This is a genomic window from Actinoplanes sp. NPDC048988 (assembly GCF_043197815.1).
Classification (GTDB): Bacteria; Actinomycetota; Actinomycetes; order Mycobacteriales; family Micromonosporaceae; genus Actinoplanes.
Genome location: NZ_JBICTW010000022.1, coordinates 120493 through 147267, shown reverse-complemented (window position 1 = coordinate 147267; position 26775 = coordinate 120493). Strand labels below are relative to the sequence as shown.

Sequence of the window (26775 nt, the reverse complement as noted above, 5' to 3'; positions counted from 1 at the left end):
CGCCCGCGGCGCCCGACGCCCGCGGCGCCCGACGCCCGCGGCGCCCGACGCCCGCGGCGCCCGACGCCCGCGGCGCCCGACGCCCGCGGCGCCCGACGTCCGCAGCGGCCGCAATGTCTGCGGCGGTCTCGACGTCCGCGGATCGGTGGCGAACCTCTGCCCTCGACCGTATGTCTGGGGCTGTCGGTTTCGGGGACCTGGGCCGTTGGGGGCTGCTGGTCGAGTGGGGTCTGATCGCGTTGTTCGGGCGGGGATTTGGCCGTTGACGGCTGGGCGGGCGAGCTGCGGGATTCCGTGGCGGTGTGGCGGCGCGTTCCCAGCAGCGAGGCCTTGGGAGTTGTCTGTCTATGGGGTGGGGTTGGTTGAGGGTAGGGGGACGCGGTGGGCCTTGAGGAAGCCGTCTACCGAGGTCTGCCAAGGGAAGTGTTCGGCTTGGGTGCGGGCGGCCTGGCGGCGAGTGGGCTCGGGTAAGGACAAGAGATGTTGTAGGGCCTCGGCGTATGCGGGGCCCTCGCCTGGAGCTGCCTGGCCGGCGGGGCTGGCTGGGCCGATGACTTCCGGTAGGGCGCTTTCGGAGCTGACTACTACTGGGGTTCCGCTGGCCAAAGTCTCTAGGGCGGCCAAGCCGAAAGTCTCGATGGGGCCCGGTGCGATCGCTGCGTCCACTGTGGCTAGTAGGGCGGCCAATTCCTGCTGGTCTGTTATGTGACCAAGGAAGCGGACGGGTAGGGAGCGGTCGGCTGCCTCGGATTGCAAAGCGGAACGCAGTGGGCCGGTGCCGGCGACCAGGAGGACTGCGGGTACGCCGGCCTGGCGCAGATGGTGCAAAGCCTCCAAGGAGCGGCGGGGCTTCTTCTCGGGGGAGAGCCGACCGCAGTGCAGCAGCAGGACGTCGTCGCGGGCCGACCAGCGGGAGCGCAGCCCCGGGTTGTGGTTGGCGGGGGTGAAGCGGTCCAGGTCGACGCCCAAAGGGACCCGGGTGAGGTTGGTCGTGCCAAGCCGTTCGAACTCCGTGGCCGCCCAGCCTGTGGTGCACACGATCTGGTCGTGGTCGGCGGCCGACCTCGCGTTCAACATGTCGCCCACGCGGCGGGCGGGGGCGGGACCGAACAAGCGCAGCAGGCCGGCCAGAGACTCGTGGGAGACCATCATGGACGGTACGTCGTGGCGTTTCGCCCAGCGGCCCAGCCAGCGCAACGTGGTGCGGTCCGAGACCTCGAGCCGGTCGGGGCGTAGTGCCTTCAACGTCGAGCTCAGGCGCGACCGGTCGAGCAGGAGGCGGTAGCCGCCCATGCGCGGGACCAGCGGGCCCGGCAAGGTGATCACGCGGCCCTGCTCGGTGTCCTCGTCGGAGTAGCCGGGACCGGGGATGATCAGGACCGGGTCGTGGCCGGCGGCGCGGTAGCCGGCGCCCAGATGGCGCAAAGCGGTGCGCAGGCCGCCGGAACGGGGCATGACGAAGTTGGCAACCCGGACAATTCTCACTCGGTGAATGACCTTCCGGCTCTGTGCGTGTGGAAGAAGATTTCATGCCCGGCTGTGAGGCTGCTGTCAGGCGGCCACGGGGGTCCTACGGTGGAACAGGCCCAGGGTGCGTGCGGCGTCATAGTGGCCCAGAAGTTCCTCGCCCACGGCGTACCAACTTCGACCTTCGATGGCATGCCGTGCGGCCGTGCCGAAGGCGGCGCGCTTGGCCGGGTCGGCGGCCAACGCCCGTACGGCGTCGGTGAAGCCCTGGGACTGGAAAGGGGGAACCAGGCAACCGGTCCGGCCGTGGTGCACGAGGTCGACGGGGCCGCCGGCATTTGGCGCGACTACCGGCAAACCGCTCGCCATGGCCTCCTGCACCGCCTGGCCGAAGGTTTCGTAGGGGCCGGTGTGCGCGAAGACGTCGAAGCTGGCGTAGAGGCGCGCCAGTTGGGCGCCACGGCGTACACCCAGGAAAAGCGCGGCCGGAAGCGCCTTGCGCAACTGCGGCGAGGCCGGGCCGTCCCCGACGATCACCAGGCGTACGCCGGGGAGGCGGCTCACGTCCGCGAGCAGGTCGATCTGCTTCTCCACGGCCAGGCGGCCGACGAAACCGACGACGACCTCGCCGTTCGGGGCCAGGGCGCGGCGCAGGCCGGAGCTGCGGCGGTCCGGGTGGAACAGGACGTCGTCGACGCCGCGGCGCCACAGGTGCACCCGCTCGACGCCGTGGGTGGTCAGGGCGGCGGCCGACTCGGTCGACGGCACCAAGGTGCGGGATGCGAGGTTGTGCACAGTGCGGATCCAGCGCCAGGCGGCGCCCTCGGTCATGCCGACCTTGTAGGCGCGGGCGTAGGCGGCCACGTCCGTCTGATAGACGGCGACAGTGGGCAGTTTGAGGGTGCGGGCGGCGGCCATGCCCCAGGCGCCTAGCACGAACGGGCTGGCCAGGTGGACGACCTGGGTGCCGTGGGAGCGCAGAGCCGCGGTGAGGGTGGGTGTGGGCAGCCCGAGCCTGATCTGGGGATAGCCGGGCATTGGCAGGGAAGGTATCCGCACCACGGGGTACGGGACGGTGACCGGCACATCGCGGACCGCGGGCGGCGGCTGCGGTGCGATCACCAGGGGGTCGTGTCCGCGGCGCAGCAGGTGTTCGGCCGTGCGCACCACCGAATTGGCGACCCCGTTCACATCGGGGAGGAACGACTCCGTGACCAGAGCGACTCGCATGCAGTCACGATGAGCGCCGCCGATGTCCGGACCGTGGCCGACGTACGAACGGTGACCGACGACTAGGAACCGCAGCGTACCGCCGATCCTGAACGTCTGCTGTATCGGTCGATGTCATTGGGTTACCGGGTCGCTACGAGTGAAGGACCCGGGCGTCGCGCAGCCCGGGTCAGGAGCAGCGCACGCCCTGCCGCCTGTCGATGCGCCGGACCTGCGGACCACCAGCGGGATCGCGGCTCGACCCGCTGAACGCACGGGAACTGCTCGATCGTCACGGCCCGAGCCGGTGGCGCCGCTGGTGCTGCGCGAATCTGCCAGCTCGACTACCGGGAGATCGCCACCCACCTCGGGGTTGCTAGCGCAGCTTGAGGGCGCGCCAGTCCACGTACTTGAAATCGGTGCTGACCCGGCCGCCATCCGGAGTGTTCTCGCCGTCGTGCAGCACCAGCAGCCCGTTCGGGTAGCCGGGCAGCGGCTCGGCGGTTGCGGCGGCGCCGTCAGAATGCTGCACACCGTCGATCCGCTTGCCGTCGACGACCGAGAAGCTCGTCACCGGGCGGTTGGTGCGGCGGTCGTACACATAGAACTTGCTGTCGCCCTGGCTGGAGACGACCAGGTAACCGCTCTTCTTGCCGGTGGGGTAGATCGTCGTGCCCTCGACATCGGCGGCGATCCGGCCACCGAACCGGCTCGTGCCGAGCGTGCACTCCTCGGTCTCCGGGTCGTACGTGCCCGGGGCGCCGAACTCGGCGACCTTCTCGACCACCCGCGGAACGCCGGCGAAACGGTCACGGTCGAGCGGGATGCGCCACAGAGCGACATCCTCCTGGGCGGCGTAGAGAACACCGGCCTCGGCGTCGACGACCATGCCCTCCACCTGCGGGTCCTCGCCCGGCTCGAGGCAGGGCGACCAGGTGGCGCCGTTGGGAAGCGCGAACTGCTTCGGCAGGTCGAGGATGTCGGTCACGCGGTAGCCGATGCGGCCGCCGCGCTGCTCCTCGAGCCGGAAAATGCCGAGGCGGGTGCTGTGGCGGCGGCTGACCACGGCGTACCGGTCGTAGGTGGCCAGGCCGTAGCCGGTCGCCTGGGTCTCCACCTCGGCCTGGTCGCGCGAGAAGAGCAGCGGGGCGTTGTCGGCGGTGACGTCGGTGAGGTGGCCGCTGCGCCGCTCGATGCGGTAGATGCGCAGCTGGTCCAGTCCACGGTCGGTCACAACGGCCAAATCGTACTTCTGCGGACCGAAACCGCTGATCAGATCAACGTTGTTGAACCGCCCACCCTCGGGCGGCAGAATCGACTGAACCTCCCGGCCGGCCAAGTCATAGACCCGCAGCCCACCGTTCTTGGCGGTGCCGATCACCCGGCTGCGCGACCGGTCGGCCCGGTTGACCCAGATCGCGGGATCGTCGGCGTCGGCATCCCCACCGGCCTCGTCATCGAACAGGGCCGGCGTCTCGACGATCGCGGCAATCTCACGCCGCGACTCATCCGCCGGCTTCCCGGAGGCGTGCGCGGGTGCCGCGACAGCGGTAGTCAGTGCGACAAGAACAACGATCCCTGCGGTACGGCGCATGGCGCCGAGCCTATCCGCCCCCACCCAAGAATCCGGGTGGACGGCGGTTGAACGCCAGGTTCCGCCTTTACACCGCATAACGGAGGCACGCGCAGGGCACGCCCCTCTACACGCCTGGCACTGCTTTGTACGCCCTCCGGCGGCCGACCGTTACTCGACCGCCGCGACGCCTGCAGCCGACGACTTAGAACCAAAAGCCATCCCTGCACCGCCTCGCGCGGCCCCGAACCGCTTGCGTGATTGCGCTGCGTTATCGCCTTGCGCACTCCACGCCACGCCCTGCGTCGGCTGCGCGCCCCACCCCGCCTTGCGTACTCCGCGCTGCCTTACGCCCCTGCGCCCTTGCGCCCTTGCGCCCTTGCGCCCTTGCGCCCTTGCGCCCTTGCGCCCTTGCGCCCTTGCGCCCTTGCGCCCTTCGCCTTGCGCCCTTGCGCCCTTGCGCCCTTCGCCTTGCGCCCTTGCGCCCTTCGCCTTGCGCCCTTGCGCCCTCGCGCCGCCTTACGCCCCTTGCGCCCTTCGCGTTGCGCCTTACGCCCTTCGCGTTGCGCCTTACGCCCTTCGCGTTGCGCCTTCGCCTTCGCCGCCTTACGCCCTCGCGTCCTTCACCCTGCGCCTCGCACCCGGTGCGCCCTGCCCCCTGCCGCGCGCTGGCTGTGTCCCGTGCTGGCCACGCGGCGCTCCGTCTGCGTACTCCGCCTGGCGTGCGCGAGCGGCGCCCTACGCGCCTGCCCGCGCCTTCCGCCTTGTGCTCTCGGCGTCGCCATGCGCAAGCTGCGCGCCCCGCGCCGCCCTGCGCGAGCTGCCCGCCCCGCGCCGCTCAATGCGCTTACGCCACGTCGCCCGCCCCCGCCTTGCGCCGCGCCGCCTGCGGGCGCTCTATGCCGCTCCGCCGTGCGGTGCCTATGCCGCCTTGCGGCGTAGAACCATGAGCACCATGGCGATCGTGCCGACGAGGCCGGCGGCGGTGATCAGCGTCAGGCCGGCTCCGAGATGTACTTGGACGGCGCTGCTGAAGGCGCTGCCGATACCGAACGGGTCGTCGGGTCCGGAGGAAAGAGTGTCGCGCAGTTCGTTCTCGGTCGAGCGCAGGTCAACGATCTTCCACGCCCCGATGATGAGCAGGGCCAGGGCGCTGCCGATGGCAACGACGTTGGTGACGATCGAGGCCAGGCCGGGCAGCTGGGGCCCACGAATCCGCAGACCGGCGCTGGCCGCCAGAACCACACCGAGAACCAGCGTGATCCACCCGTCGGCCCCGTCGGTCCCGGACACGCTGATCGTGCCCAGGATGGGTGCGCTGATCTTCGCCCACGGCAGCAGCGAGCCGAGAACAGCCGCAACGCCCGCCGCGAGAGCCACCCACCCGGTGATCATCGGCCGCGACGGCTGAGCGGGCGGTGTTGCAGCGCCGGGGTAGTAGGGGTAGCCCTGCGGCTGGTAGTAGCCCGGGATCTGTCCCGGGCCGCCGGTCGAGTCAGGCTGCGGGTGCCCGGGCGATGGGTAGACACCGGATTGCGGATAGCCCTCCGCTGCGGGCGGGTAGCCGCCGGGATCTTGGTAACCGTGGGTCGAAGCCGACGGGTACGCGCCGGGCGGCTGATGGCCCGTTGGCGGTGGCGGCTGGTTGCCGCTTGGGGGCTGGTAAGCCGCTGGCGGTGGTGGCTGGTTGCCGCTTGAGGGCTGGTAAGCCGCTGGCGGTGGTGGCTGGTTGCCGCTTGGGGACTGGTAAGCCGTCGGCGGTGGCGGCTGGTTGCCGTTGGGTGGTGGGTAGGCCGCTGGCGGTGGTGGCTCGTGGCCGCTGGGCTGTTGGTGGAGCTCCGGCGCGGGCGGCTGATCGGTGCCGGGCCGCGGTGGGCTGTAGGAGCCCGGGTCTTGAGGCCTTTGCCAGTAGGCATTCGGGTCCTGCGGCTGGTGAACCGTCGTCGGTTGCTGTCCGGAGGGCGGCTGCTGCCAGTAGGCGTTGGGGTCGTGCTGCTGTTCGGGCGCCGGCGGTGACGGTTGGCCCGACGCGGTCTGTTGCTCGGGCGCTGGTGAGGGTTGCTGCGCTGACGTTGCGTAAGGGTTCGGTGCTGTTGGGGGTTGGGACTGCTGTTCTGGTGTCGCGTGGAGGTGTGGCGCTGATGAGGGCTGGGGCTGCTGCTCGGTCGGGGCCGAGGGCTGCTGCCAGACGGCGTTCGAGGGCGGAGATTGCTGGCCGGGCGTGTCGGGCGTGGATTGGGAGGGGTGGGGGTTGGGTTGTTCGGCCGGGGGCTCCTGCCATGGTTGCTGCGGCGGGTGGGACAAGGCGGGAGCTCCTCGGCGGGTTGGGATAAGCGGTGGTGATTCGGCGGGCTGGGTTAAGCGGTGGTGATTCGGCGGTTTTGGTGAGCGGTGGTGATTCGGCTGGGCAGGTTGAGCAGTGGTGATTCTGCGGCGCGGGTTGAGCAGTGGTGATTCTGCGGCGCGGCTTGAGCGGTGCTGTTTCGGCGGGCCGCGTGAGCGGTGGTGTTCTGCGGGGCGGGCTGGGCGGTGATGGTGCGGCTGGCCGCATCACTCACTTGTCGGCGGGTGGGGTGGAGCTGTTGGGAATCGTCACCGGCGGGTCAGGAACGAGATTCCCTCGTAGAGGGCCAAGTCGGTGAGGACCGGGTCGTGGCGAGGGCCGATGTCACGCATGAAAGCGTGCTCGCCGCCGGCGTACACGTGAAGCTCCAGGTCTTCCAGGCCTGCGGCGTAGAGGGCGGAGATCACCTGGAGGCGGGCGTCGGCCGGGACGTGTGGGTCCTGGGATCCGAAGATGACCATCAGCCGGCCGTGGATGTCGGCGGCGCGGGCCAGGGATCCGGGGTCGTCGGCGCCGAGGGAGCCGTTCTGCAGGCCGGTCGGGTAGAAGCAGACGGTCGATGACACCCGGGGGTCGAAGGCGGCCCGGAAAGCCAGGTGGCCGCCAAGGCAGAATCCGACGACCGAGAGGGTGGTGACGTCGTCCCGGTTCTCGAGGAAGTCGAGGACCGCCTCGCGGTCGGAGTCGAACTGCGCGGTCGTCGTCTCGGCGGCCGCGGCCAGGCCCGCCCGCTTTCCCGCGTCGTCGAACTCCAGCGCGACCCCGGCGACGTCGCCGCGCGGATAGATCTCCGGCACACACACGACGAACCCGGCTGAGGCGAGCCGCCGCGCTGTCCGCAGCGTCGACTCGGTGAGCTGGAAGATGTCGGTGTACAGCACCACTCCGGGCAGCGGTTCCTCACCCAGCGGCCTGATCACCTTGGACCGGATCTCACAGTCGGGAGCGGTGATCCGCACTTCGTCCTCACGCAACTTCATGCCGACCGACCCTACTGGCGTTCGCGCGGGCACCCGGCCGGGGCAGCACCCTGTCACGCTCCGGAGGCATTTCCGAGGCGCGGCCCTTGGTGGCCGCGCCGCACGGCCGGCGGGACGAAGGGGGTTGGGCGAACGCGATGAAGCCGAGCCGGACGAAGGGAATGAGGCGGTGACGGCCGAATGGTGCGGGGCCAGCGGGCCAGCGGGTCAGCGGGTCAGCGGGTCAGCGGGTCAGCACGGAGTGCAGACGCTTCGCCTCCTTCACGAGGCGTGAACTGCCCTTTTGGGCGGCGAACTCGGTCAGCGGCGGGATCTCGGTCCGTACGTCGATTGTCGTGGCTACCTGGGTCGCCAGCTCCAACAAGTCGGGGAGGCCGCGAGGCGCGGGGGTGAGGAGAAGCGGAAGAGCGGCGGCCAGGAGCTCCCAGACGGCGGTGGAGGCGCCGGCCCGGTGGGCGTCGGCCAGTGCGGGTACGACGCGGTTGAGCTTGATCAGGCCCAGCGCGCCCAGATCACCGAGGTCGTGGCCGATCGCCGCGGAGAAGGGCACGGAACTTGCGCCGGCGGTCGCGGGCTTGTCGGAGCTGTGGCGGTAAGGGGATGGCGAGGGCTTGTCTGCTTCGGTGGAAGGGCGGGCGGCCAAGGCCAGGAAGGCGTCGACGGCGGCCACGCGGTCGGACTCGTGGCGGGCGGACAGGCCGTACGCCAAGGTGAGGGTGGTGGCGGGGCCTATCGGGCCGTTGCACTCGGCCAGTAGGGGGAGCAGGGAGCCGGCGCCCCGCTGGTCCTCGTCGGCTGAGGCGGCCAGGTCGGGGAGGGCCCAGGCGGCCAGGACCTCGCGATGGTGGGGGAGGGCGGCGGTGAGGATGCTGCCGTTGGCGATCCGGTCGTAGGCGTAGACGTGTTTGACGTCGCGGCGTTGGAGGGTGACCAGTTGGTCCTCCACTCGCAGCAGCGGGGCGCGGGTGGGGGTCAGGTTGACGGCCAGGCGGGCGATCGCCGATGGCGAGGGTGGGGGCTTGCCGCCGGCGTAGAAGTTGGCGTTCGAGCCGGCTGCCTGTTCGATGCGGGTGCTCAGCGGGTCGGCCAGGCCGCCGGCGGTCAGCCACTCGGCCAATTTGCGGCCGGCGGGGGAGGTCAGGCCGGCGGCCACCGCGGGGTCGCTGTCGCGCGGTAGGCGCAGGAGGGCCTGTTCGAGGTCGAGCGGCCAGGGCTCTCGGCCGGCGGCCTCGGCCCGGCGGAGGCGGGCGGCCAGGACGGTGGCGTCGAGGCTGCCGTTGGCCAAGGTCGGTGTGGCGAGCAACTCGGGCACTGGTGAGCGGTGAATGCGCGAATAGATCTCGGCCATCCGCAGTGAGAGCAGGCGGTCGGGTGGCTCGGACAGGACGGGTTCGCCGATCTGCCAAGGGGCGTCGACGGTGGCCACCAGACGATGCAGGCGGCCCTTTGCGGGCTGGTCGTCGAAGGTGGGGTCGGTCAGGCGGCGGATCGTGGCGGCCAGAACGGCCATGCGTGGTCGTGGTTGCCACTGGTCGTCGGTGAAGTGCTCGGCGTGGCGGTCGAGCAGCGGCGTGAGCACGGCGGCCAGGGCGGCGGTCTCGCCGGCGGCGTTCAGGGTGATCAGGCCGGCCAGGATGCGTTCCCAGCGGACGGCGGTCTCATCGTGCAGCAGGGCCGCGACCTCGGTGGCCAGTTCGGTCGCCGACGTGATCGGCGGGGGCATCTCGGCAACTGGGGGTGGCGGCGGAAGTTCGGTGACCGCGGGCACGGGGGCGGGCGCCTCCGTACCGAAAAGCTCGGCGGCCCGGGCGGCCAGGTCGCCGCCGAGGTCGCTCGCCAGGTCGGCCAGGCGGCCCAGGGTCGCCTCGTCGAGCGTGCCGGCCGGGGTCAGGCGCTTGAGGTGCCGGCCGATCAGTGTGAGGGCGCGTTCCTGGATGTCGAGGGCGGGATGGTCGAAGGCGACAGCGATCGTCTCGAGGACCTCGGCGGCGCGGGCCGGGTCGCGCCGGGCTGCCTGGTCGAGCCAGGCCAGCTGAGCTTTGACGAGAACCTTCTCCTTGCGGAGCAGGGTGGCGTCGCTGAGGTCCAGCACGGTTTCGAGGTCGAGCAGGCCGGCCTCGTCGACCAAGCGGAGGGCGCGCTGGGCGGCACCGGCCACCGTGGACGGGGCGTCGGGCAGCAGGCGCGCGTAGTCGAGGGCGTGGGTGGCCGCTTCGTCGACCGTGGGGGCGAGCGCCTCATGGAGCATCACGAAGGGGCGCAGCCAGGTGGGGCGGTCGCCGCGGACCAGCCGGTCGATGGTGGCGGTCAGGATCTGCTTGCGGTCGAGGCGACCCTCGGCGACCAGTCGGGCGACGACAGCGGGGAAGACCGGCTCTTCGATCCAGCTGTTCGTGGCCGGGTCCAACGTACCGCGGGTGAGTTCGGCGCCCAGGCCGTCGATCTCGAACAGGGACGGCAGGAGAAGGTCGAGGTATGCCGTGGTACGGAATTTGTCGAGCGGCGCCACCGGCGGATGCTCCCACGGGCTGCGGAGCATCTCGTCGAGCCAGCAGCGGACCACGGCCTCGGTCACCGGTGGGTTGGCTCCCGACTCGGCCAGCAGGGTGGACACGAGTTTCCAGCCGCCCGCCCACGTGTCGTCGGTGGTCAGCTTGGCGGCCAGGCGGGTGGCCAGGTCGCCCAGCCAGGGCAGCTCACGGGCGCGGAGAATTTCGAGCAGGCGTGGGAGCGGAATGCGTTCCCACTTGTCGCGGATGTCGCGGCGCAGGAGCAGCCGGGCCGCGACGGGTGCCGTCGGCATCGTGCCGAACACGGCCAGGGCGAAGCCGCCGGCCGGGTCGGTGGCGGAGTGCCACCAGTCCATCGGACTCAGCGCTTTGATGTGGGCCTCGACCTCGGAGGCGAACGCCAGGCGTTCCTCCTCGGTGGCCCTGAGCAGCAAGGTGGTGACGCCGAGGGTGTCACCGTTTTGGGCACGGCGCTCCAGCACTTTCCACTCGAGGCTCATGCGTGCACCTCGGCGGTGACGCCGGAGCGGACCAGACGGACGGCGAGCGCGTGCTTGCACGGGCCCCGCTCGCCGCGATGTTTCGCCCACCACCAGCAAGTGCAGGAGCCGTCATCGCGTACATGATAAAGCTCGTCACCGCTGCGAACCGCCGCGGCCTCGCCCTCGACGGTCACCGCGCCCGCGGTGGCCAAGGCTCGCGCGCCGGCCAGGCGGGGGTTCATGTCGGCCACGGCGTCAGCCGAGTAGGGCAGCGTGCGATGGAAGTAACCGGCCTCGGCCACGTCGTAGCCGACCCGGCCGGCCGTGCCGAGCTGGGTCAGGGCGTCGCGGACGCGGGCGGCGGTCAGGCCGGCCGCGACGGCCAGCGCGTCCACGTCGATCGCCGGGTCCCAGGAGAGCAGAGCGCTGATCAGGTCGGCGTCGTCGGCCGCCTCGTCGCTGGTCAGCGACTCGAGCACCGCGCCCTCACCGGAGAAGCCCCGATAGGGCTCGGGCGAGAGGGTCACCGACAGGCGCTGCGACGGGGTGCTCAGCTCCCACGTGCTGGCGACCGGACCGCTGCCGGCGGCGACCGGCGGACCGTAGACCCGCAGCGCGGTGGCATGGCGCAGGAAGGGCTTGAGCGCGGCCAGGCGGCCGGCGCCGGGCAGGCAGACCGCGCCGGGGGTGGGCCGCGAGGTGACCCGCAGCGAACGGCCGGCGGGCACCGCCCAGAGCACCGACCGGTCGCCGGACGAGAACCGGCTGAGCAGGGCGCGGGCGTCGACGGCGCTGAGCTCGGCGCGCGGGTCGAACCGGGCGGTGAGCACCTGCGCCTCGGCGAAGCCGCGCAGCCAGCGTGCGGGCAACGGCACCTTGCGCTCGACGACGGGACCGTCGAACGTCGTCACGGTCAGCTTGTCGGGGCCGACGGCGAGGTGCATGGGATCGGCGCGGCCGACCCGGCTCAGCGCGCGTTGCAAGGGCGGGTTCACGTCCACATTGGTGGTGCCGTGGGCGACGATCTCGCCGTCGATGCCGGGCGGCAGGACGTCGAGTCGCGCGTAGACACCGCAGCAGCCGGAGAACGACTCGAAGCGCAGGCGATCGCTGCCGGCGGTCACCACCGGGTCGAGGCTGGCCGGGCTGACCGGCCGGAAATAGCGGCTACGGGCGACCTCGGCCACCGCGAGCAGGCCGGCCGCGGCGGCGCCGGGATCGGCCAGGAACCCGGTGAAGAAGCGCGGATGCGCCGCCGGGCCGCCGGACGTCTGCAGGGCCAGCCCGGAGGGGTCCAGCGCCGAGGAGCCGAGGTATGAGTACGCCACTGCGGTTGCCATGGCGGACAAGCTAGGGGGTGGGTACGACAACTTTCTAGGGCAGCCGGCGCCGGGCCGCGTAGGTCGCGGCTTCGGCCCGGTTCCGGGCGCCGATCTTCGCGAAGGCGTTGTTGATGTGGGTCTTGACGGTGGCCTCGGCGATGTACAGCTCGGCCGCGATCTCCGCGTTCGTGCGGCCCCGCGCGATCCGGCCGAGCACTTCCGCCTCGCGCCGAGTCAGGCCGTCCGGAAGCTGCGGCGGTGCTGATACCGGCGTACCGGCAAATGTCTGGGCAATGCGGGCGGCGACGACGGGATCGAGCAGGGAATGCCCGGTCGCGGCCGCCCGCAGCGCCAAGCCGATCTCGGCGCGCCCGGCGTCCTTGGTCAGATAGCCGCGGGCTCCGGCGGCGAGCGCGCCGGCGATCGACTCGTCGTCGGCGTAGGTGGTCAGCACGACCACGGCGACGTGGGGATGGCGGTCACGGATGCGGGCGGTCGCGGTGATGCCGTCGAGGACGGGCATGCGCAGGTCCATCAGTACGACGTCCGGGTCATGCTCGTCGACCAGCTCCAGGGCCTGCGCGCCGTCGGCGGCGGCGCCGACCACCGTCACGCCGTCGACGAGATCGAGCAGCGCGGTCAAACCCTCCCGGACGAGCTGCTGATCGTCGGCCACCACGATTCGCAAGGTCATGCCGGAACCTCCGCGACAACGCGCCACATCCCGTCGGCAGCGCCGGCCTCCAGGGTGCCACCGGCCAGGGCCAGTCGCTCCCGGGCGCCGACGAGGCCGTAACCGCCGCCGGAATCAGCCCCATCGCACTTGTTGGCGATGATGAGCCGTACGGCGGAATTTGTGTATTCGAGCGAAACGGTGACGTCGGCTCCCGGGGCGTGTCTGGCGGCATTCGTGAAGGCCTCGCGCGCGGTCCGCACGAGGGCCACCTCAGCCGCCGGGTTGAGAGTGTGCGCGCTTCCCCGCGTACGCAAAGAGATCTGAACCCCGTGGTCGGCGCGATGCGCCGCAGCTAGATCGGCCAGCGCCCTTGGCATCGGAGGAACGTCGGCCCGAAGGGCCGCCACCGCGGACCGTGCCTCCGTCAGGCCGTCCCGGGCCAGCTTGCGGGCCCTTCGGATTCGGGTGGCGGCGGCGGCCAGGTCACGCTTCTCCGTCAACTCGGCCTCGGCGACTTCCAGCTGTACGGCGAGAGCACCCAGCGAATGAGCGAGCACATCGTGAAGTTCACGGGCGATGCGGGCACGCTCGTCCAGAGCGGCGGCGCGAGCCTGTGCCTCGTGGGTGCGAGCGCGTTCCTCGGTACGAAGACGGTGCTCCCGGCGATGCAGGCTGAACAGGACCACGATGACGATCACCGCGGCCTGGGCCAGCATGGCGCTGCCGCGGATGCTCAGCGACATGACGGCCAGAACGGCGGCGGTGAGACCGAGGACGGCCCGGAGAGGAGTCCTCGGCAGCATCACAAAGATGAAAAGGGCGGCGAAAAGGAAAAGCTGCGCCGAGCCATCGTCCGCGTCGCCGACCACCGCGGCCGGAAGAAGCGCGGCCACGGCCAGCGAAACTCGGGCCAGCCGGGGCCACCGATGATCGGTGGCCACGAAGCCGAACCAGCAGACGAGAGCGGCGATGAGCGGGGCCGTCGCCTGCCCGATCAGTGCCCAGATCAGCAGGGCGCTGAGCGCGACCCGGACGATCCACCCCGTCTCCGGGTCGTCGGCGCGAATGAGAACCGCGGCCCGGCGCAGCAACGTCAAGCGCGGTCCCGCACAAGGTCGAGGACGATCTCCACCATGAGCAGACGGTAGGCGACGAAAGCCAGGCCCACCACCACCAGAACCACGACGATCGCGGCGACGAGCTTGCCGGTCACCTTGCCACCCTCCTTCTCCAGCGCCCGGTCCACAAGGGTCGCGGCCAGGCGCGTACCCCGGCTGCCCCGCTTGTCCCCGGTGATCAGATGGTTCGCGGCCCGGACAGCGGGCCGGCGGTCCATGTCCTCGGTCATGCCACGGACGCTACGGACGGCACCGGGTGGAGAAGGACCACCGAGAGAGGGAGAAGAGGGTGGAGTTCTACGACACGGCCTGAATCGCCTGCAGGAACAGAATGACCAGTTTGGCGATCGCCACGATCCCCACGACTCCGGCGATGTACGGCGCGATTTCCGGCTTGCCCATTGTGCTGACCCCCGACGGCGTTCCCTGATGAGGTCAGAGAATTTGACCGCGCCGCGCTTCGCCGAATCCCGCCAAGGCACGTGAGAAGCGCAACGTCGCCCCGGTGAACCCTGGGATAGCGTCGGGGTGTGCCCGCGAAGCGCGCCAAGCATCTGATCGGACTCCGCGTGATAGCCGTCTTCTGGGTGGTCATCGGAGGTGTCATGGGCGTCGGCAGCCTGGTGATGCTCGTACCCGCCGTGCGGGCGGCCCACGGCGAAGGCCGTAGCGGGACGTTCACGCTCGTGGAGCCGATGTCCTGTGATCGGTGGGAACCACCGCGACAGCGATGCGGGTGGTTCGGCGACTTCACGAGCGACGACGGCAAGGACGTGCGTACGGACATGGAGTTGGCCGGAGGGCTGCCGGACGGGGCGAAGGCCGGCGACGTCATTACGGCTCGCGATACCGGCAGCGTGACCGAGATCTACCAACTGACTGACGACTCGACCTGGAAGCAGACGGCCGGGTTCGCCGCTTTGGGGCTCGGCGCCTGCCTGATCGGCCTCGTCGTACTCCAGCCGTGGTCATGGCTGCGCCGATGGCAGGGGCGAGAGTAGATCGACCGGCGGCGGCCCGGCCACAACTCTGTCCGGTCCAGGGGCGCTCCCGGAACCGGTGTGGTGGGCCGCCGGGGATTCGGACCTGAGGCTAGGGATTACCGGCAGTGCGGACGGTAAGTCATCTACACCACTAAGGTCCGTGACCGCAGGACCGAACGACACGGCGAGCTGCCAAGTGCTCCGGTGACATGGACAGAGGGAGAGGCCGCCAAGATGGTCGTGGTTGCGTTAGTTCTAGGGCTCGTAGGCCTGTTCTTGAACTATCTAATCCTGAAGGCTGCTGTTCGAAACGGTGTCGTCGAAGCGCAAGAAGTCTTGGACAGACGGGAACGGGAGTCAGATCGACGGCAAGCTCTGCATGACGGTGATGACCAGTCTCGAGCGCAGCATGGGGATTATCCAGCGGAGATTGCTCGTATAGTCCACGCCCGCTTCTGACCATGCCCGGCCGCTCTTGCGCTCGATCCGCCCCAGTTGGCCATCTCGGCGTTTGCTCACGAGGTGCTGAGAAGCTCTCGTGCGAGCGGGAACGTGGGCACGGAGGAGCACATCGAGCTGTTGACGCCGTGCATGGCGGAGTGGATTCGGGGCTGTTACCGGCGGCGTAGGGCGACGACGGCGATGTCGTCGGCCTGTTGGCCGGTGCCGCCCAGTTGGGTCAGCAGGCGGCGGCCGAAGTCGTCGAGGTCGGGCTCGATTGTTGAGGATGCCTCGGCCAGGGCGGCCAGGCCCACGTCGATGTCCGCGTCGCGGCGTTCGACCAGGCCGTCGGTGTACAGCACCAGCGTGCCGCCCAGGGGCAGGACGAACTCCAGATCGTCCGGGCGGGGGGCGTTGATGCCGAGCAGCGGGCCGCGGGGCTCCAAGTAACGGGCTCCGCCGTCCGGGGTATGCAACAGCGGTGGCAGGTGTCCGGCGCTGGCCAGCCGTACGCTGCCGGTCGCCGGGTCCAGGGTGAGCAGGCAGATGGTGGCCGACTCGGCCGGCAGGACCGTGCGCATGAAGCGGTTGACCAGGCTGAGGACCTTCCCCGGCGGGTGGCCCTCGACCGCGTACGCCCGCACCGCGTGCCGGACCTCGGCCATGACCGTCGCCGCGTGCAGCGAGTGGCCGGCCACGTCGCCGATCGCCACCAGCAGCCGGCCCTCGAGCATGGTCAGCTCGTAGAAGTCGCCGCCGACCTCGGTTTGCGCGCCCGCCGGCTCGTACCGCATGGCCAGTTCCAGGCCCGGCACCTCGGGCAGCCGGGACTGGAGCAGGCTGCGCTGGAGGGTGACCGCGATCCGGTGCTCCTCGTCGTACGACCGCTGGGCCTCGACCGCCGCCGCCACCGCCTGGGAAAGCTGCCGCAGCACCGGGAAGCCGGGCGTCTGTGAACTGCTCGGCACCGCCACGAAGACCGGTGGGCGATCGGCCCGCAGACGCGCGGCGGCCACCGCCACCGTGTCGCCCGCGGGCCACTCCACCAGATCCCAGTCCGACGGCTCCTCCCGGCGTACGAGGGAACCGACCGCAACCGAACGATCCGAGGGTGACCACCGGCGCACCGCCTCACCCGTGGCGGCCAGGGTGTCCCCGTCGGCCGTCTCGGCCACCACCACGACCGGGGCGCCGAAGATGTCGAGAGCGCCCTCCGCGGCCGCGGTCAGCAGACCGTCCAGCGTCGGAGCCGAGTTGATCTCGAGGGTGGCCTCGGCCAGCCGCACCAGCCGGGTGGCCAGGGTCTCGGCGCGCCGGCGGGCCGAGTAGTAGCGCAGCACCGCGTGCACGGTGGCGATCAGCTCGTCGGGCTCGATCGGCTCCACCAGATAGGCGTCGGCGCCCCGGTTGAGGCCCTGTGTGCGATCGACCACGTCGACCGCGTGGGCCGACACGTGGATGACCGGCACCGTGCCGTACTCGACGTCGGTCTTGATCCGTTCACAGACGTCGAAACCGCTCATGTCGGGCAGCTTCACGTCCAGGACCACCAGGTCGACGCCCGAGCCCGGGAGCATCCGCAGCGCCTCGGTGCCCGTCTCGGCCTGCCGCACCGTGAAACCGGCGCGGGTCAGCCAGCTGACCAGCAGATATCGCTTGGTCGCGCTGTCGTCGACGACGAGGACGGTGGCGGTGCCGGTGGAGCTCATGAGATCGGCAGCCACAGCGTGAAGGTGCTGCCCTCACCGGGTGTCGACGCGACCCGCAGGGCGCCGCCCAGAATGCCGGCGAGTCGCCGAGCGTACGGGAGACCCAGGCCCGTGCCTTTGCCGCTGATCGGCTTGGAGCCGGGCACCTGGTAGAACTCCTCGAAGATCCGCTCGTGCAGTTCGGCCGGGATGCCGGTGCCGGTGTCGGACACGGTGAACTCGGCGTCGTCGCCGATCCGGCGCACGCTGAGCCGCACCTCGCCGGCCTCGGTGAACTTCAGGGCGTTGGTGAGCAGGTTGCGCAGCACCCGGGCCAGCAGCACCTCGTCGGTGCGGATCGACGGCACCGCCGGCTCCTCGACCACGAAATCGACCTCGGGCCGGGTCGCCAACGGCCGCAAGGTGCCCCTCAGCTGCCCGAAGACGGCCTTGAGGTCCACGTCGGCCATGCTCGCCTCGACCCGGCCGGCCTCGGCCTTGGCCAGGTCGAGCAGATCGTTGACGAGGGAGAGCAGGTCGGTGGCGGAGCCACGGATCAGGTCGACCTGACGGGTCTGCTCCTCGGTCAGCGCGTCGGAGGCCTCGTCGCCGAGCAGCCGGCCCAGCCCGATGATGGCGGTGACCGGTGCGCGCAGCTCGTGGCTGACGTTGGCCAGGAACCGGCTTTTCGCCTCACTGGCCGCCGCCAGCTGCACCGATTTCTCGTCGAGTTCGGCGTAGAGGGCGACGACGCCGCGGTTGGTCTCCTCCAGCTCCTCGGAGAGCTGGTGGTAGAGGGCCATCACACCGCGGTTGGTCTCCTCGAGCTCGGCGTTGAGCCGGGCGAGGTCGTCACGTTGCGCCCGGACCTCGTCCAGGGCGGCGATGAGCTGCTGATTCTGCACGTTCAGCTCGTCAAGAGGGCTACCCGGGACGTGCTTGGCCAGCCCGGCGCGGATCTCGTCCATCCGTTCCGGGGTCAGCCTCGGCGCACTCGCCGGCAACCGTCGAGCCATCCATACGACCGTACCGTTTTCCGCATCGGTGACCTCCATCTTGTCCACCAGGCGTCCGGCCTGCGCCAACTCGGGCCGCAGTTTGGCGGCGCCGCCTGGAACCGAATTTTCGACTGTCACCCGTAACGACGGTGATACCCCGTCCAGGTCGAACGTGAACGTCACACTGGCATCACGACCGTCGGCCAGCATCACCCGGCTCACCTCACTCAGGGCGGTGGCGAGCCGGGTCTGGTCCTGCTGTTCGAGCCCGACCTCGCGGGCCACTTCCCGGCCGAGCTGGCGCACCGCGAAGATGTCCTGCGCCACCCGCAGGCGGATCCTCATCAGCTGCTCGGGCCCGCCGGTCATGGGAGCCGGGCCACGATCACGCCGGCGTCGTCGCGGCGCACACCGGCGTCGCGGAGAACGGTCGCCGCGATCACGACCGGCGAGTGCGTGAGCAGGCCGGGGTAGTCCGCGGGGTTCCAGCGGTCGACCACGCCGTCGGAGTGCATGACGACGACCGAGCCGGGTTCCAGCGGGTAGTCGTACTGCCGGATCTGCCGTCGCTGGTGGCCGGCGATGCCGGGCAGCGAGACCATGCCACGGCGGGCGCCGCCGGCCGCGAAGATCGTGCCGGAGATGTTGCCCAGGCCCGAGTAGCGGACGACACCGGCCTCGGCGTCGAGCTCGGCGACGGCCAGGGCGGCGCCCCGGGTGTGATTCAGCTTGCGGTGCAGCACCTCGACGACACCGGACGGCTGGTCAATGGGCGTTTCGAGAAAGACGCGGACGGCCTCGTGCGAGGCGGCGGCCGCGAGGCCGCCGTGACCGAGCCCGTCGCACATGAGGATCTGGTGGCGACCCTCGATGACGCGGACGGCGAACGCGTCGCCGCTGATCGGCTCGCCGGTCAGCGGGCGGGTCACGCCCGACGCCCAGGCGGTCTCGGGCCGGCCGTCGGGCCAGACCTGGGCGGCCAGGACGGTGCCCTTACCCGGTACGGAGTGCAGGTCGCACCAGTCGGACTGGCGCACGATGGAGCCGAGCCCGATGCCGAGCGTGCCCGCGGTCGAGTGGCCGTCACCGAACGAGCGAACGAGATCGGCCATGCCGGGGCCGCTGTCGATCGCGACGATCTCGACTCCGGCCTGACCCTCGGCCCGGGCCGTGCGCAGCAGCAGCACGCCCTGATCGGCGTGCTTGACCAGATTTCCGGCCACCTCGGCGGCGACTATCGAAAGGTCAGCCGTCTTACGCTCGGGCATGCCCAGCTCGACCGCCAGGCGCTCGGCCGTCCGCCGGACAGCGGAAGCGGTCGCGGCGGCCTCCACCCGGAACCAGGCTCCCCCGTCGAGGAGTCCCTCGGGTATCGACGCCACCGCGCCTCCGCTCATCGGCACCACTTGGTCACGGTAATGCTCGTTCCCGCGCCGGGCGCGGTCACGATGTCGAACTCGTCCACCAGCCGGCGGGCGCCACTGAGACCGAGCCCCATGCCGGAGCCGGTGGTGTAACCGTCGGTGAAGGCCAGATCAAGGTCGGCGATGCCGGGGCCTTGATCAGCGAAGACTATCCGGATGCCGGGCCGCCGGCCGTTGTCGACCCTGCTCACCTCGACCGTGCCGCCCCCGCCGTAGACCAGGGTGTTGCGGGCCAGCTCACTCGCCGCCGTGACGAGCTTGGTCTGGTCGACGAGGGAGAGCTTCACGGCCACGGCGAGGGTACGCACGAGCTGCCGCACCCGTACGACGTCCTGGTCGGAAGTGACGTCGATCCGCCCACCCTGATCGTTCACGATGCAGCTGCCGCGGGCGTCTCGGGCTCGCCCTCGTCCTCGGCGTCGTCCTCGTCGAGCACCCAGTTCGAGGTGGCGCGCTCCCGGGCCAGCAGGTCCATGCCGAGCTCGACGTTCAGCGCCGTACGGATGCCGGGCAGTTGAAGCCCCAACTCGACCAGCGTGATGGCCACGGCCGGGCGCATGCCGACGACCACGGTCTCGGCGTCGAGCACCCGCGAGATCGAGGCGATGGTGGCCAGCGTGCGGCCGACGAAGGAGTCGACGATGTCCAGCGCGCTGATGTCGATGATCACGCCGTGGCAGCCGGTCGCGACGATCCGGTCGGCGAGGTCCTCCTGCAACTGCAGGGCGGTCTGGTCCTCCATGTCGATCTGGATCGAGACGAGGAGGATGTCACCGATCTTGAGGACCGGAACACGTTCCACGTCAGCGCCCCAGCCGCTTGGCCTGGCCGGTCTTGCCCAGCACGTAGCGCAGCGCGTCGGCCAGCGACGCCTTGGTGGCGATGTCGCCGAACTCGATGCCGAGCGCCACGATCGTCTGGGCGATCTGCGGCCGGATGCCGGAGATGATGCAGTCGGCGCCCATCAGCCGAGCCGCCACCACGGTCTTGAGCACGTGCTGGGCGACCTGGGTGTCGACCGCCGGCACACCGGTGATGTCGATGATCGCGTACGGCGAACCGGTGTCGACCAGCGTCTGCAGCAGGCGCTCCATGACCACCTGGGCCCGGGCCGAGTCGAGCGTGCCGACCAGCGGCACCGCCACGACGCCCTCCCAGAGCTTGACGACCGGGGTGGAGAGCTCGAGCAGCTGCTCGGCCTGGTCGGCGATGAGCTCCTCGCGCACGCGTACGTAGCTGTCGGAGGTGAACAGGGCCGCCTCGTCGACGAAGGCGGACAGGGCCAGGTAGTCGCGGAGGGCTGTCTCACCGCCACCGCTCTGGTCGACGACGCCGAGCACCGCCTCCTTGAAGGCGAAGACGCTGACCGCGGTCTCGGTCACCGAGAAGCCCTGCCGGGCCCGGCTCGCCGAGAGGTCGCTCAGCTGGGCCCGGAGCTCGGCCGCGGACTCGTCGCCGATGGTCTGGGCGCCACCGGAGAGTGCCGTCTGGAAGGCCTTGCGCAACTCGGAATGCTGTCGGCCCAGCTCGGCGTGACTCAGCCGGCCCCGCAGGGTGGTGGCCACCCGATCGGTCCACGCCGTCACCAGGGCGTCGCTGTTGTCCTCGAGCAGTCCGGCGAACCGAACCGCCTCTTCCGCAGTCAGCGCCACTGCTGTCTCCCGACTCTGTTCGTCCGTCTTGCGTGCAACCTCGCGGACCCTACCACCGGAAGCACTAATACTTGCTGTCAGCCAAATAAAGCTGTGGCGCGCCCCGGTTCTGCGCATCCCCCAGGGGTTGGAGTACCGTTCTGCTCATAATCTGGAGGTCCTGAATGTCTCTGACGGTACAAACGGAACAGCGCGCCGACATGGTCGTCGTGTCGGTCGCGGGTGAGCTGGACATGGCCACCGCGCCCCAGCTTCAGGACCAGATCAGCGACCTGCTGGAGAAGGGGCGCACCCGTCTGGTCTTCGACCTGGCCCAGGTCTCGTTCTGCGACTCCACCGGGCTCTCGGTCTTCGTCCGGGCCAAGAACAGCACCGACGACGCCGGCGGCACCGTCCGCCTGGCCGCGCCGCAGCGCGGCGTGCTGCGCATCCTCGAGGTCAGTGGTCTGGTCGAAGTGCTGCGCACCTACCCGACGGTCGACGAGGCCGTGACGGCGCAGGAGCCCGCGCTCGACTGACTTTCCCCGGTTGGCCCGGTCGGCGTAGTTTGTCGCCGACCGGCCGTGGGCACCTGCTGCCGGACGAAGACCCCTTCCGGTGACCGCAGGAGTGCTCGTGGGCAAGATGTTCCAAGGCTTCAAAGACTTCATCATGCGCGGCAACGTCGTCGATCTGGCGGTCGGCGTCGTCATCGGCGCCGCGTTCACGGCCGTGGTGTCGGGCTTCACCAAGTCCTTCCTCGAGCCCCTGATCAAGTGGATCACCGGCGGCTCGGGCGCCCTCAAGGGCACATGGTCGCCGGAAGAAGGCGTCGTCTTCGACTACTCGGCGTTCATCAACGCTGTCATCACCTTCTTCCTGACCGCCGCGGTGCTCTACTTCCTGGTCGTGTTCCCCCTCAACAAGCTGGCCGAGCGCCGCAAGCGCGGCGAGGAGCCGCCGCCGAAGGCGCCCAGCGAAGAGGTCAAGCTGCTCACCGAGATCCGCGACGCGCTGCTGCGCGGCCAGGGGCACCAGGTGCAGAACAGTGCTCTCGACGAGGTGCTCGGCCGGCGCCGGGAGCCCCCACTTTCTTAAAAGATCAACCCACCCGGTAGCGTTCGAACAAATGTTCGATACGCTGCCGGGATGGAGCAGCGTAAGCACTGGTGGAACGGTAAGTGGGGCCGCGTCGCCCGCAAGGACGTCTACCTGCGGGTGAGCGGCGACCAGTGGTACGTCGAACAGCGCGCCGGCGGCGCCGACGGTGTCTCCCACTTCTTCGAGTACGACTCGGAGGACGCCGCCCTGGACACTGTCCGGGCTTTGCTCGCCGGGCCTGATGAGTGGCGCGAGCTTTCGGTGCGCCCACCCGTCCGGTGACGCTCCGCCTCACTGATGCCGCGCGGCCAGGCCGCCGCGCGGTTCCGCTCAGCGTGGCTGGTGTGTCTTCCCTCGCGGTGTGGCTCAGTTTGCCTCGCGCGCTGTCCTCGTGGTTTGCCTCGCGCGCTTTCCTCGTGGCCTGGCTCCACCCGCGGACGTCATCCACCCGCGCGACGTCATCCACCCGCGCGGTGTCATCTGCCCGCAAGCGCCTTCGCTCTGCGGCGCCCTTCCCGCCCGCGACGTCTCCTCGCCGGGCCGCCTTGCCCGCCAGGCTGGCTCAGGCCGCTCGGCGTTCTTTCTCTTGTGCGGTCATCGGGCCGCGCGGGACCAGCCGCAAACCCGGGCGGGCCGGCTCGATCTCCTCTTCCTCGTCGGCGAAGCTTGCGGTCCAGCCTGAGCCGGCGCCTGCCCGCGCGCCCGGGGGCGTACTCGCGAAGCCGCCCGGAATGCGGGAAAGCGTGACAATCAGCAGGTAGCCCAGAATCACGAAGCCGTGGCTGACCAAGCGCGTGGCGTCGACCCGGCCGCCGGACAGGTCGTTCACCGAGAGCAGCACCAACATCCCCACGAACGCGGTGAGCATCGGCACCAGCCCCGACGGGCGCACCCGGCGCAGCGCGATGAAGAGGTACCCGGCGCCGACCGCGACGTTCCACGCGGCGGACTCGTGCCAGAGATGACCGGGGTCGGCGGCTGCGGCGGTGTGCTCGTGACCGCCGACGACGACCCCGCCGCCGATCTGGTCGAGACCCAGGATGAGCTGCACGGCCCCGACGGCGGCGAGCGCCACGAAGAGCGCCGCGGCGATCGGGACCCGCTTGACGAAAAAGGCCCGGCGCTGCGGCGACGGCGCGGGCAGCGCCGCCAGGATCGCCTCGCTGAGGTCGGGCGCCGCCGCCATCCGCGTGCTGGTCAGGCGGTTGACCGCTGCCGCGCTGTCCAGCCATTCCCGGCATCCGGCGCATCCGGCCAGGTGCTTCTCGACCAACGGCCGGTCGGCCGGATCGTCCTCGCCGTCCAGCTGCGCCGAAAGCATCTCGCGCCACCGCTCACAAGCCATGAACCCATAGTCGCGCGGGAGAGCCCCGAAGTTCCCGGGGCCCCGGGCTCAGAACTCGCCCACAGCGACATCCGCCAAGGTCACGCAAGTGCCGCGCAGCCGATGCCCGTGCCGTTCTAAGTCCCTCGCCTCGTTCCCGTCGCACAAAGAAGAGAACCGCACATCTCAGGAAAAAGCCACGTCACCGAAACAAGGAGTACGAAGGCCTCGCCACCGGAGGGCGGCCGAACGGGCCACGCCCGCCAGACGAAACAAAGCCGGCCGAGAGAGGACGGCCCTTGACGAGACGCCCAGCGATAGATGCATGCCCCGGATGAAAGCACCTCACCAGGGATGAGGGGTCCCCTGAGGGAGGCGCTTCGTGATGAAGGCGCGCCCTTGATGAAGGCGCGGCCCCTGGTGGAGCACGCCGCCTCTCGTGGAAGGCCGTGACGCTCCTGAGGGAGCCGCGCGCGCCGGAATGAGAGGGCTCAGATAAGGCTCGGCGGACCCTGAACGGTTGGCCGCGGCGGCAAGGCGCCGCTGCCGCCCATCAGGCGGCGGCGCTCGCGGAACGCTCGCAAGTTGGCCGTGTTTCCGCAGGTGCTGACGTCGTGCCAGACGCCGCTGTTGTTGCGGGAAGTGTCGAAGAAGGCGGCCCGGCACTCGGCGTTGTTGCACAGTTTGAGCCGCGGCCAGAGGCCGGCCTGCTGGGCGAGCAGCGCCTCGGCCCAGAGGGCCGACGCCAGCCAGCGCACGCCCCGCCCGGTGGGCACGATGCGGACCCACCCGTCGGCGTCAGGGACGAGACTGACCGGGACGTCAGCCGGGGGGAGCGATCCCGAGGGCTCGCGCGTGCCACCCGCCAAGATCACGTTCTCGAAGGTGGACCTCAGCCGGCGCAGCGACCGCAGATCGGACGACGAGATGAGCAGCGTAGGCGCCGGCAGGCCGGAGACCCGCGACCAGGTGGCGAGCGCCTCGGTCAGCCAGCGTTGCGCATCGTCGGCGTCGAGCAGGAGATCGACGCCGTACGCCATGGGGGCGCGCGTGTTCAGCAGCTCCTGAAGGAGGGCCAACCCGGCGGGGGCCTCGCGTACGCCGTGCCGGGCACTGGCCATCCATGACATAGCCGAAGGGTACTTGATTCTTTTTCACGGCAACCCCCGGCGAACCTTAGATCCCTCTTAGAGATCAGTTTTCATCGCGGGGGAGTGCTCCTCTTGTGCCGATTAGACACACTGCGGGGTGACATTGAGCAACGCCGGGACAATCGCCTGACGCCACGTTGGACAATCGCGGCAGCGCTCGGTGCAATTACGATAATTCCGAAAATCCGTAAAGGCGGGTACGAGCGTACGGCCGCAAGCGCAGCGCAAGCACCCGCCCAGCCGGCGCCTAACCGTCGATTCTCGTGATGTTGCGGATCTTGTTGGAGGCGTCGAGCGCCGCCACCTTGTACGCCTCGGAGAGCGTCGGGTAGTTGAAGACTGTGTCGACCAGGTAGTCGACTGTGCCGCCGCAGCCCATCACGGCCTGGCCGATGTGCACGATCTCGGTGGCGCCCGTGCCGAAGACGTGCACGCCGAGCAGCTTGCCGTCCTCGGGCGCGACCAGCAGTTTCAGCATGCCGTAGGAGTCGCCGACGATCTGGCCGCGGGCCAGTTCGCGATAGCGCGCGATACCTACTTCAAATGGTGTAGAACCCTCGGTGAGCTGGTCCTCGGTCGCGCCCACGAAGCTGATCTCGGGAATCGTGTAGATGCCGATCGGCTGGAGCTGGTGCATGTCGCGGGTGGGCTCGCCGCACGCGTGATGGGCGGCCAGGCGGCCCTGCTCCATCGAGGTCGAGGCGAGCGCCGGGAAGCCGATCACGTCGCCGACCGCGTAGATGTTGTCCACGGCCGTACGGAAATTGCCGTCGACCTCGATCCGCCCGCGCTTGTCGGCGCTGAGCCCGGCCGCCTCCAGGGCCAGGTCATCGGTCTGCCCCTGCCGGCCGGCCGAGTACATGACCGTGTCGGCGGCGATCTTCTTGCCGCTCTTGAGGATGCAGAGGGCGGCCGTCTGGTGACGTTCGACCGCGGCCACCTCCTCGCCGAAACGGAAGGTCACGCTCAGATCGCGCAGATGGTATTTGAGCGATTCGACGATCTCGTCGTCACAGAAGTCGAGCATCTTCTCGCGGCGCTCGACCACCGTGACCTTGGTGCCGAGCGCGGCGAACATCGACGCGTACTCCATGCCGATCACCCCGGCGCCGACCACGACCATGCTGCGCGGCACCGCCTGGAGGTTGATCACACCGTCCGAGTCGACGATCGTCCGGTCGTCGAAGTCGACGCTGTCCGGCCGCGCGGGTCTCGTACCCGCCGCAATGATGATTTTTTCGGCGCTGACCTTGCTGTCCCGGCCGCTGCCGCCGTCCACCCAGATCGAGTGCGCGTCGGCGAAGCGGCCCACTCCCGTGATCATGGTGACGTGGTTGCGGGCGAGCTGGTTACGGATGACGTCGGTCTGCCGGCTGATCACATGCTGGGTCCGCGCGGCGAGATCGCTCACGGTGATCTCGTCCTTGACGCGGTAGCTGCTGCCGTACAGATCGCGCTGGCTGAGGCCCGTCAGATAGAGCACAGCCTCACGAAGCGTCTTCGACGGCACGGTGCCGGTGTTGATGCAGACTCCGCCGATCATGTCGCGGCGGTCGACGACGCCGACGCGGCGTCCCAGCTTGGAGGCCGCGATGGCGGCCTTCTGACCGCTGGGCCCGGAGCCCAGCACCAACAGGTCGTAGTCGTACACAACACTTAGCGTCGCAGTACCGGAGGGTCCGGTCTATGCCGTCACAAGATTTTCCCTGTTGTTTCCTTGAACGGGAGCGTAAGCGGGCGGCCAGGCCGTGCCGTAGAGCTCGGCGCAGATGACCACGCTCATCCACGGCACCCATGGCCCGCTGAGCACCAGCGGCTCCTCCCGCCCGATGATCTCCAGGGCCACCGACCAGTGGGCGTCGCCCGGCCGGATGCGGGTGATCGCCCAGAGCGGGATCTCGCTCTCGCCCAGGATCAGGCGGAGGTTGGTGATGACGGCGACTTCCTTCTTCGAACCGCCGACCTTGACCGGCAGCCAGCCGTACTGCTTCTCGGCGGCGCGCAGCTCGATGGTCGGGCTCACCGCCGCGGGCCGGCCACCCCGCCCGACAAGGGCGGTCAGCATCGTCATGGAGCGGAAACCCGCGGTCAGTTGCTCGGCGTCGTACTCGGTCACGCTACCGATACTGTCCCACGGGGTACGCCCTGACCAGCGGCCGTTCGCGGGCAATCCCGCGCCCGAGCAGGCTAATCCTTCCGTGTTTCCACGTTCCGATCGACCAGATCGCCGACCCTGTCGACCCGGGCCCGGCCGACCGGATCGCTCCGCTGAGCCCGCAGCCGGTAGGCCGTCCCGAAGAGCATCGGGGTACACACGCCGCGCGGGTGATTCGGCACGGCGACGACGAAGCCG

At 70.0% G+C, this 26775-nt stretch carries 24 protein-coding genes; 4 read left to right on the top strand and 20 right to left on the bottom strand.

Annotation, left to right across the window (positions count from 1 at the left end; translation table 11 throughout):
* Window positions 1–345: 345 nt before the first annotated feature.
* The 10 genes from ACGFJ7_RS42010 to ACGFJ7_RS41965 all read right to left on the bottom strand — a co-directional run bounded on the left by ACGFJ7_RS42010 (window position 346) and on the right by ACGFJ7_RS41965 (window position 13911).
* The gene (locus tag ACGFJ7_RS42010; RefSeq protein ID WP_392647658.1) at window positions 346–1485 is read right to left on the bottom strand and encodes a glycosyltransferase; all 1140 of its coding nucleotides are present in this window, start codon (window positions 1483–1485) and stop codon (window positions 346–348) included.
* Window positions 1486–1551: 66 nt separating this feature from the next.
* On the bottom strand, window positions 1552–2697 hold the full coding sequence (locus tag ACGFJ7_RS42005; RefSeq protein WP_392647655.1) for a glycosyltransferase family 4 protein: 1146 nt from the start codon (window positions 2695–2697) through the stop codon (window positions 1552–1554).
* Between the two features lie 355 nt (window positions 2698–3052).
* Window positions 3053–4270, bottom strand: coding sequence for a phytase (locus tag ACGFJ7_RS42000; protein ID WP_392647652.1), 1218 nt, complete (start codon window positions 4268–4270; stop codon window positions 3053–3055).
* A gap of 900 nt (window positions 4271–5170) precedes the next feature.
* Window positions 5171–5629, bottom strand: coding sequence for a hypothetical protein (locus ACGFJ7_RS41995; protein WP_392647650.1), 459 nt, complete (start codon window positions 5627–5629; stop codon window positions 5171–5173).
* A gap of 1212 nt (window positions 5630–6841) precedes the next feature.
* Window positions 6842–7573: a dienelactone hydrolase family protein gene (locus tag ACGFJ7_RS41990; protein WP_360261528.1), complete on the bottom strand. Its 732-nt coding sequence runs from the start codon at window positions 7571–7573 to the stop codon at window positions 6842–6844.
* 223 nt (window positions 7574–7796) lie between these two features.
* A complete protein-coding gene (locus ACGFJ7_RS41985; protein ID WP_392647647.1) occupies window positions 7797–10583 on the bottom strand; it encodes a DUF6493 family protein in 2787 nt (928 codons plus the stop codon).
* A complete protein-coding gene (locus ACGFJ7_RS41980) occupies window positions 10580–11905 on the bottom strand; it encodes an SWIM zinc finger family protein (protein ID WP_392647644.1) in 1326 nt (441 codons plus the stop codon). The genes ACGFJ7_RS41985 and ACGFJ7_RS41980 overlap by 4 nt, the downstream gene beginning before the upstream one ends.
* A 34-nt stretch (window positions 11906–11939) precedes the next feature.
* On the bottom strand, window positions 11940–12581 hold the full coding sequence (locus ACGFJ7_RS41975) for a response regulator transcription factor (RefSeq protein WP_360261535.1): 642 nt from the start codon (window positions 12579–12581) through the stop codon (window positions 11940–11942).
* A complete protein-coding gene (locus ACGFJ7_RS41970) occupies window positions 12578–13660 on the bottom strand; it encodes a sensor histidine kinase (protein WP_392647641.1) in 1083 nt (360 codons plus the stop codon). The genes ACGFJ7_RS41975 and ACGFJ7_RS41970 overlap by 4 nt, the downstream gene beginning before the upstream one ends.
* Window positions 13657–13911, bottom strand: coding sequence for a hypothetical protein (locus ACGFJ7_RS41965; RefSeq protein WP_392647639.1), 255 nt, complete (start codon window positions 13909–13911; stop codon window positions 13657–13659). Before ACGFJ7_RS41965 ends, ACGFJ7_RS41970 begins: the two co-directional genes overlap by 4 nt.
* Before the next feature lie 300 nt (window positions 13912–14211).
* Between ACGFJ7_RS41965 and ACGFJ7_RS41960 the strand changes: the two genes are divergently transcribed.
* Entirely contained in the window at window positions 14212–14682 is a 471-nt protein-coding gene (locus ACGFJ7_RS41960; RefSeq protein ID WP_392647636.1) for a hypothetical protein, read from the top strand.
* A gap of 596 nt (window positions 14683–15278) precedes the next feature.
* On the opposite strand, the gene ACGFJ7_RS41955 is transcribed toward ACGFJ7_RS41960, so the two are convergent.
* The 6 genes from ACGFJ7_RS41955 to ACGFJ7_RS41930 are packed head-to-tail and all read right to left on the bottom strand — an operon-like array spanning window position 15279 to window position 20867.
* Complete coding sequence (locus tag ACGFJ7_RS41955) at window positions 15279–16814, bottom strand: SpoIIE family protein phosphatase (protein ID WP_392647669.1); 1536 nt, start codon at window positions 16812–16814, stop codon at window positions 15279–15281.
* Window positions 16811–18160, bottom strand: a complete 1350-nt coding sequence (locus tag ACGFJ7_RS41950; protein WP_392647634.1) for an ATP-binding protein — start codon at window positions 18158–18160, stop codon at window positions 16811–16813. The genes ACGFJ7_RS41955 and ACGFJ7_RS41950 overlap by 4 nt, the downstream gene beginning before the upstream one ends.
* Entirely contained in the window at window positions 18157–19188 is a 1032-nt protein-coding gene (locus ACGFJ7_RS41945; protein WP_360261598.1) for a SpoIIE family protein phosphatase, read from the bottom strand. The genes ACGFJ7_RS41950 and ACGFJ7_RS41945 overlap by 4 nt, the downstream gene beginning before the upstream one ends.
* Window positions 19185–19589: an anti-sigma regulatory factor gene (locus ACGFJ7_RS41940; protein WP_360261547.1), complete on the bottom strand. Its 405-nt coding sequence runs from the start codon at window positions 19587–19589 to the stop codon at window positions 19185–19187. Before ACGFJ7_RS41940 ends, ACGFJ7_RS41945 begins: the two co-directional genes overlap by 4 nt.
* Window positions 19586–20017, bottom strand: coding sequence for an STAS domain-containing protein (locus tag ACGFJ7_RS41935; RefSeq protein WP_392647631.1), 432 nt, complete (start codon window positions 20015–20017; stop codon window positions 19586–19588). The genes ACGFJ7_RS41940 and ACGFJ7_RS41935 overlap by 4 nt, the downstream gene beginning before the upstream one ends.
* Window position 20018: 1 nt before the next feature.
* Complete coding sequence (locus ACGFJ7_RS41930) at window positions 20019–20867, bottom strand: STAS domain-containing protein (RefSeq protein WP_360261553.1); 849 nt, start codon at window positions 20865–20867, stop codon at window positions 20019–20021.
* 164 nt (window positions 20868–21031) lie between these two features.
* Between ACGFJ7_RS41930 and ACGFJ7_RS41925 the strand changes: the two genes are divergently transcribed.
* The 3 genes from ACGFJ7_RS41925 to ACGFJ7_RS41915 all read left to right on the top strand — a co-directional run bounded on the left by ACGFJ7_RS41925 (window position 21032) and on the right by ACGFJ7_RS41915 (window position 22229).
* Window positions 21032–21385 (top strand): STAS domain-containing protein, encoded by a 354-nt coding sequence (locus ACGFJ7_RS41925; RefSeq protein ID WP_097327808.1) that lies wholly within the window; start codon window positions 21032–21034, stop codon window positions 21383–21385.
* Between the two features lie 106 nt (window positions 21386–21491).
* A complete protein-coding gene (mscL, locus tag ACGFJ7_RS41920; protein ID WP_360261600.1) occupies window positions 21492–21944 on the top strand; it encodes a large conductance mechanosensitive channel protein MscL in 453 nt (150 codons plus the stop codon).
* 51 nt (window positions 21945–21995) lie between these two features.
* Complete coding sequence (locus tag ACGFJ7_RS41915) at window positions 21996–22229, top strand: hypothetical protein (RefSeq protein WP_360261556.1); 234 nt, start codon at window positions 21996–21998, stop codon at window positions 22227–22229.
* Window positions 22230–22509: 280 nt separating this feature from the next.
* On the opposite strand, the gene ACGFJ7_RS41910 is transcribed toward ACGFJ7_RS41915, so the two are convergent.
* The 4 genes from ACGFJ7_RS41910 to ACGFJ7_RS41895 form a co-directional block, all read right to left on the bottom strand.
* Window positions 22510–23292: a zf-HC2 domain-containing protein gene (locus ACGFJ7_RS41910; protein ID WP_360261559.1), complete on the bottom strand. Its 783-nt coding sequence runs from the start codon at window positions 23290–23292 to the stop codon at window positions 22510–22512.
* Window positions 23293–23762: 470 nt separating this feature from the next.
* Entirely contained in the window at window positions 23763–24401 is a 639-nt protein-coding gene (locus tag ACGFJ7_RS41905) for a CGNR zinc finger domain-containing protein (protein WP_360261562.1), read from the bottom strand.
* A 268-nt stretch (window positions 24402–24669) separates the two neighbouring features.
* Window positions 24670–26073 carry a Si-specific NAD(P)(+) transhydrogenase gene (gene sthA / locus ACGFJ7_RS41900; RefSeq protein ID WP_360261565.1) on the bottom strand — a complete coding sequence of 468 codons (1404 nt, stop codon included), beginning with the start codon at window positions 26071–26073 and terminating at the stop codon, window positions 24670–24672.
* A 33-nt stretch (window positions 26074–26106) separates the two neighbouring features.
* Window positions 26107–26538, bottom strand: a complete 432-nt coding sequence (locus tag ACGFJ7_RS41895) for a hypothetical protein (protein WP_360261568.1) — start codon at window positions 26536–26538, stop codon at window positions 26107–26109.
* Window positions 26539–26775 lie beyond the last annotated feature (237 nt).

Excerpts from the sequence above, each read along its gene's own strand:
- ACGFJ7_RS42005 (WP_392647655.1), bottom strand. The coding sequence starts at position 2,697 with ATGCGAGTCGCTCTGGTCACGGAGTCGTTCCTCCCCGATGTGAACGGG.
- ACGFJ7_RS42000 (WP_392647652.1), bottom strand. The coding sequence starts at position 4,270 with ATGCGCCGTACCGCAGGGATCGTTGTTCTTGTCGCACTGACTACCGCT.
- ACGFJ7_RS41950 (WP_392647634.1), bottom strand. The coding sequence starts at position 18,160 with ATGACCGGCGGGCCCGAGCAGCTGATGAGGATCCGCCTGCGGGTGGCG.
- ACGFJ7_RS41965 (WP_392647639.1), bottom strand. The coding sequence starts at position 13,911 with ATGACCGAGGACATGGACCGCCGGCCCGCTGTCCGGGCCGCGAACCAT.
- ACGFJ7_RS41945 (WP_360261598.1), bottom strand. The coding sequence starts at position 19,188 with ATGAGCGGAGGCGCGGTGGCGTCGATACCCGAGGGACTCCTCGACGGG.
- ACGFJ7_RS41955 (WP_392647669.1), bottom strand. The coding sequence starts at position 16,814 with ATGAGCTCCACCGGCACCGCCACCGTCCTCGTCGTCGACGACAGCGCG.
- ACGFJ7_RS41905 (WP_360261562.1), bottom strand. The coding sequence starts at position 24,401 with ATGTCATGGATGGCCAGTGCCCGGCACGGCGTACGCGAGGCCCCCGCC.
- ACGFJ7_RS41910 (WP_360261559.1), bottom strand. The coding sequence starts at position 23,292 with ATGGCTTGTGAGCGGTGGCGCGAGATGCTTTCGGCGCAGCTGGACGGC.
- ACGFJ7_RS41990 (WP_360261528.1), bottom strand. The coding sequence starts at position 7,573 with ATGAAGTTGCGTGAGGACGAAGTGCGGATCACCGCTCCCGACTGTGAG.
- ACGFJ7_RS41980 (WP_392647644.1), bottom strand. The coding sequence starts at position 11,905 with ATGGCAACCGCAGTGGCGTACTCATACCTCGGCTCCTCGGCGCTGGAC.
- ACGFJ7_RS41985 (WP_392647647.1), bottom strand. The coding sequence starts at position 10,583 with ATGAGCCTCGAGTGGAAAGTGCTGGAGCGCCGTGCCCAAAACGGTGAC.
- ACGFJ7_RS41925 (WP_097327808.1), top strand. The coding sequence starts at position 21,032 with ATGTCTCTGACGGTACAAACGGAACAGCGCGCCGACATGGTCGTCGTG.
- ACGFJ7_RS41915 (WP_360261556.1), top strand. The coding sequence starts at position 21,996 with ATGGAGCAGCGTAAGCACTGGTGGAACGGTAAGTGGGGCCGCGTCGCC.
- mscL (WP_360261600.1), top strand. The coding sequence starts at position 21,492 with ATGTTCCAAGGCTTCAAAGACTTCATCATGCGCGGCAACGTCGTCGAT.
- ACGFJ7_RS41975 (WP_360261535.1), bottom strand. The coding sequence starts at position 12,581 with ATGACCTTGCGAATCGTGGTGGCCGACGATCAGCAGCTCGTCCGGGAG.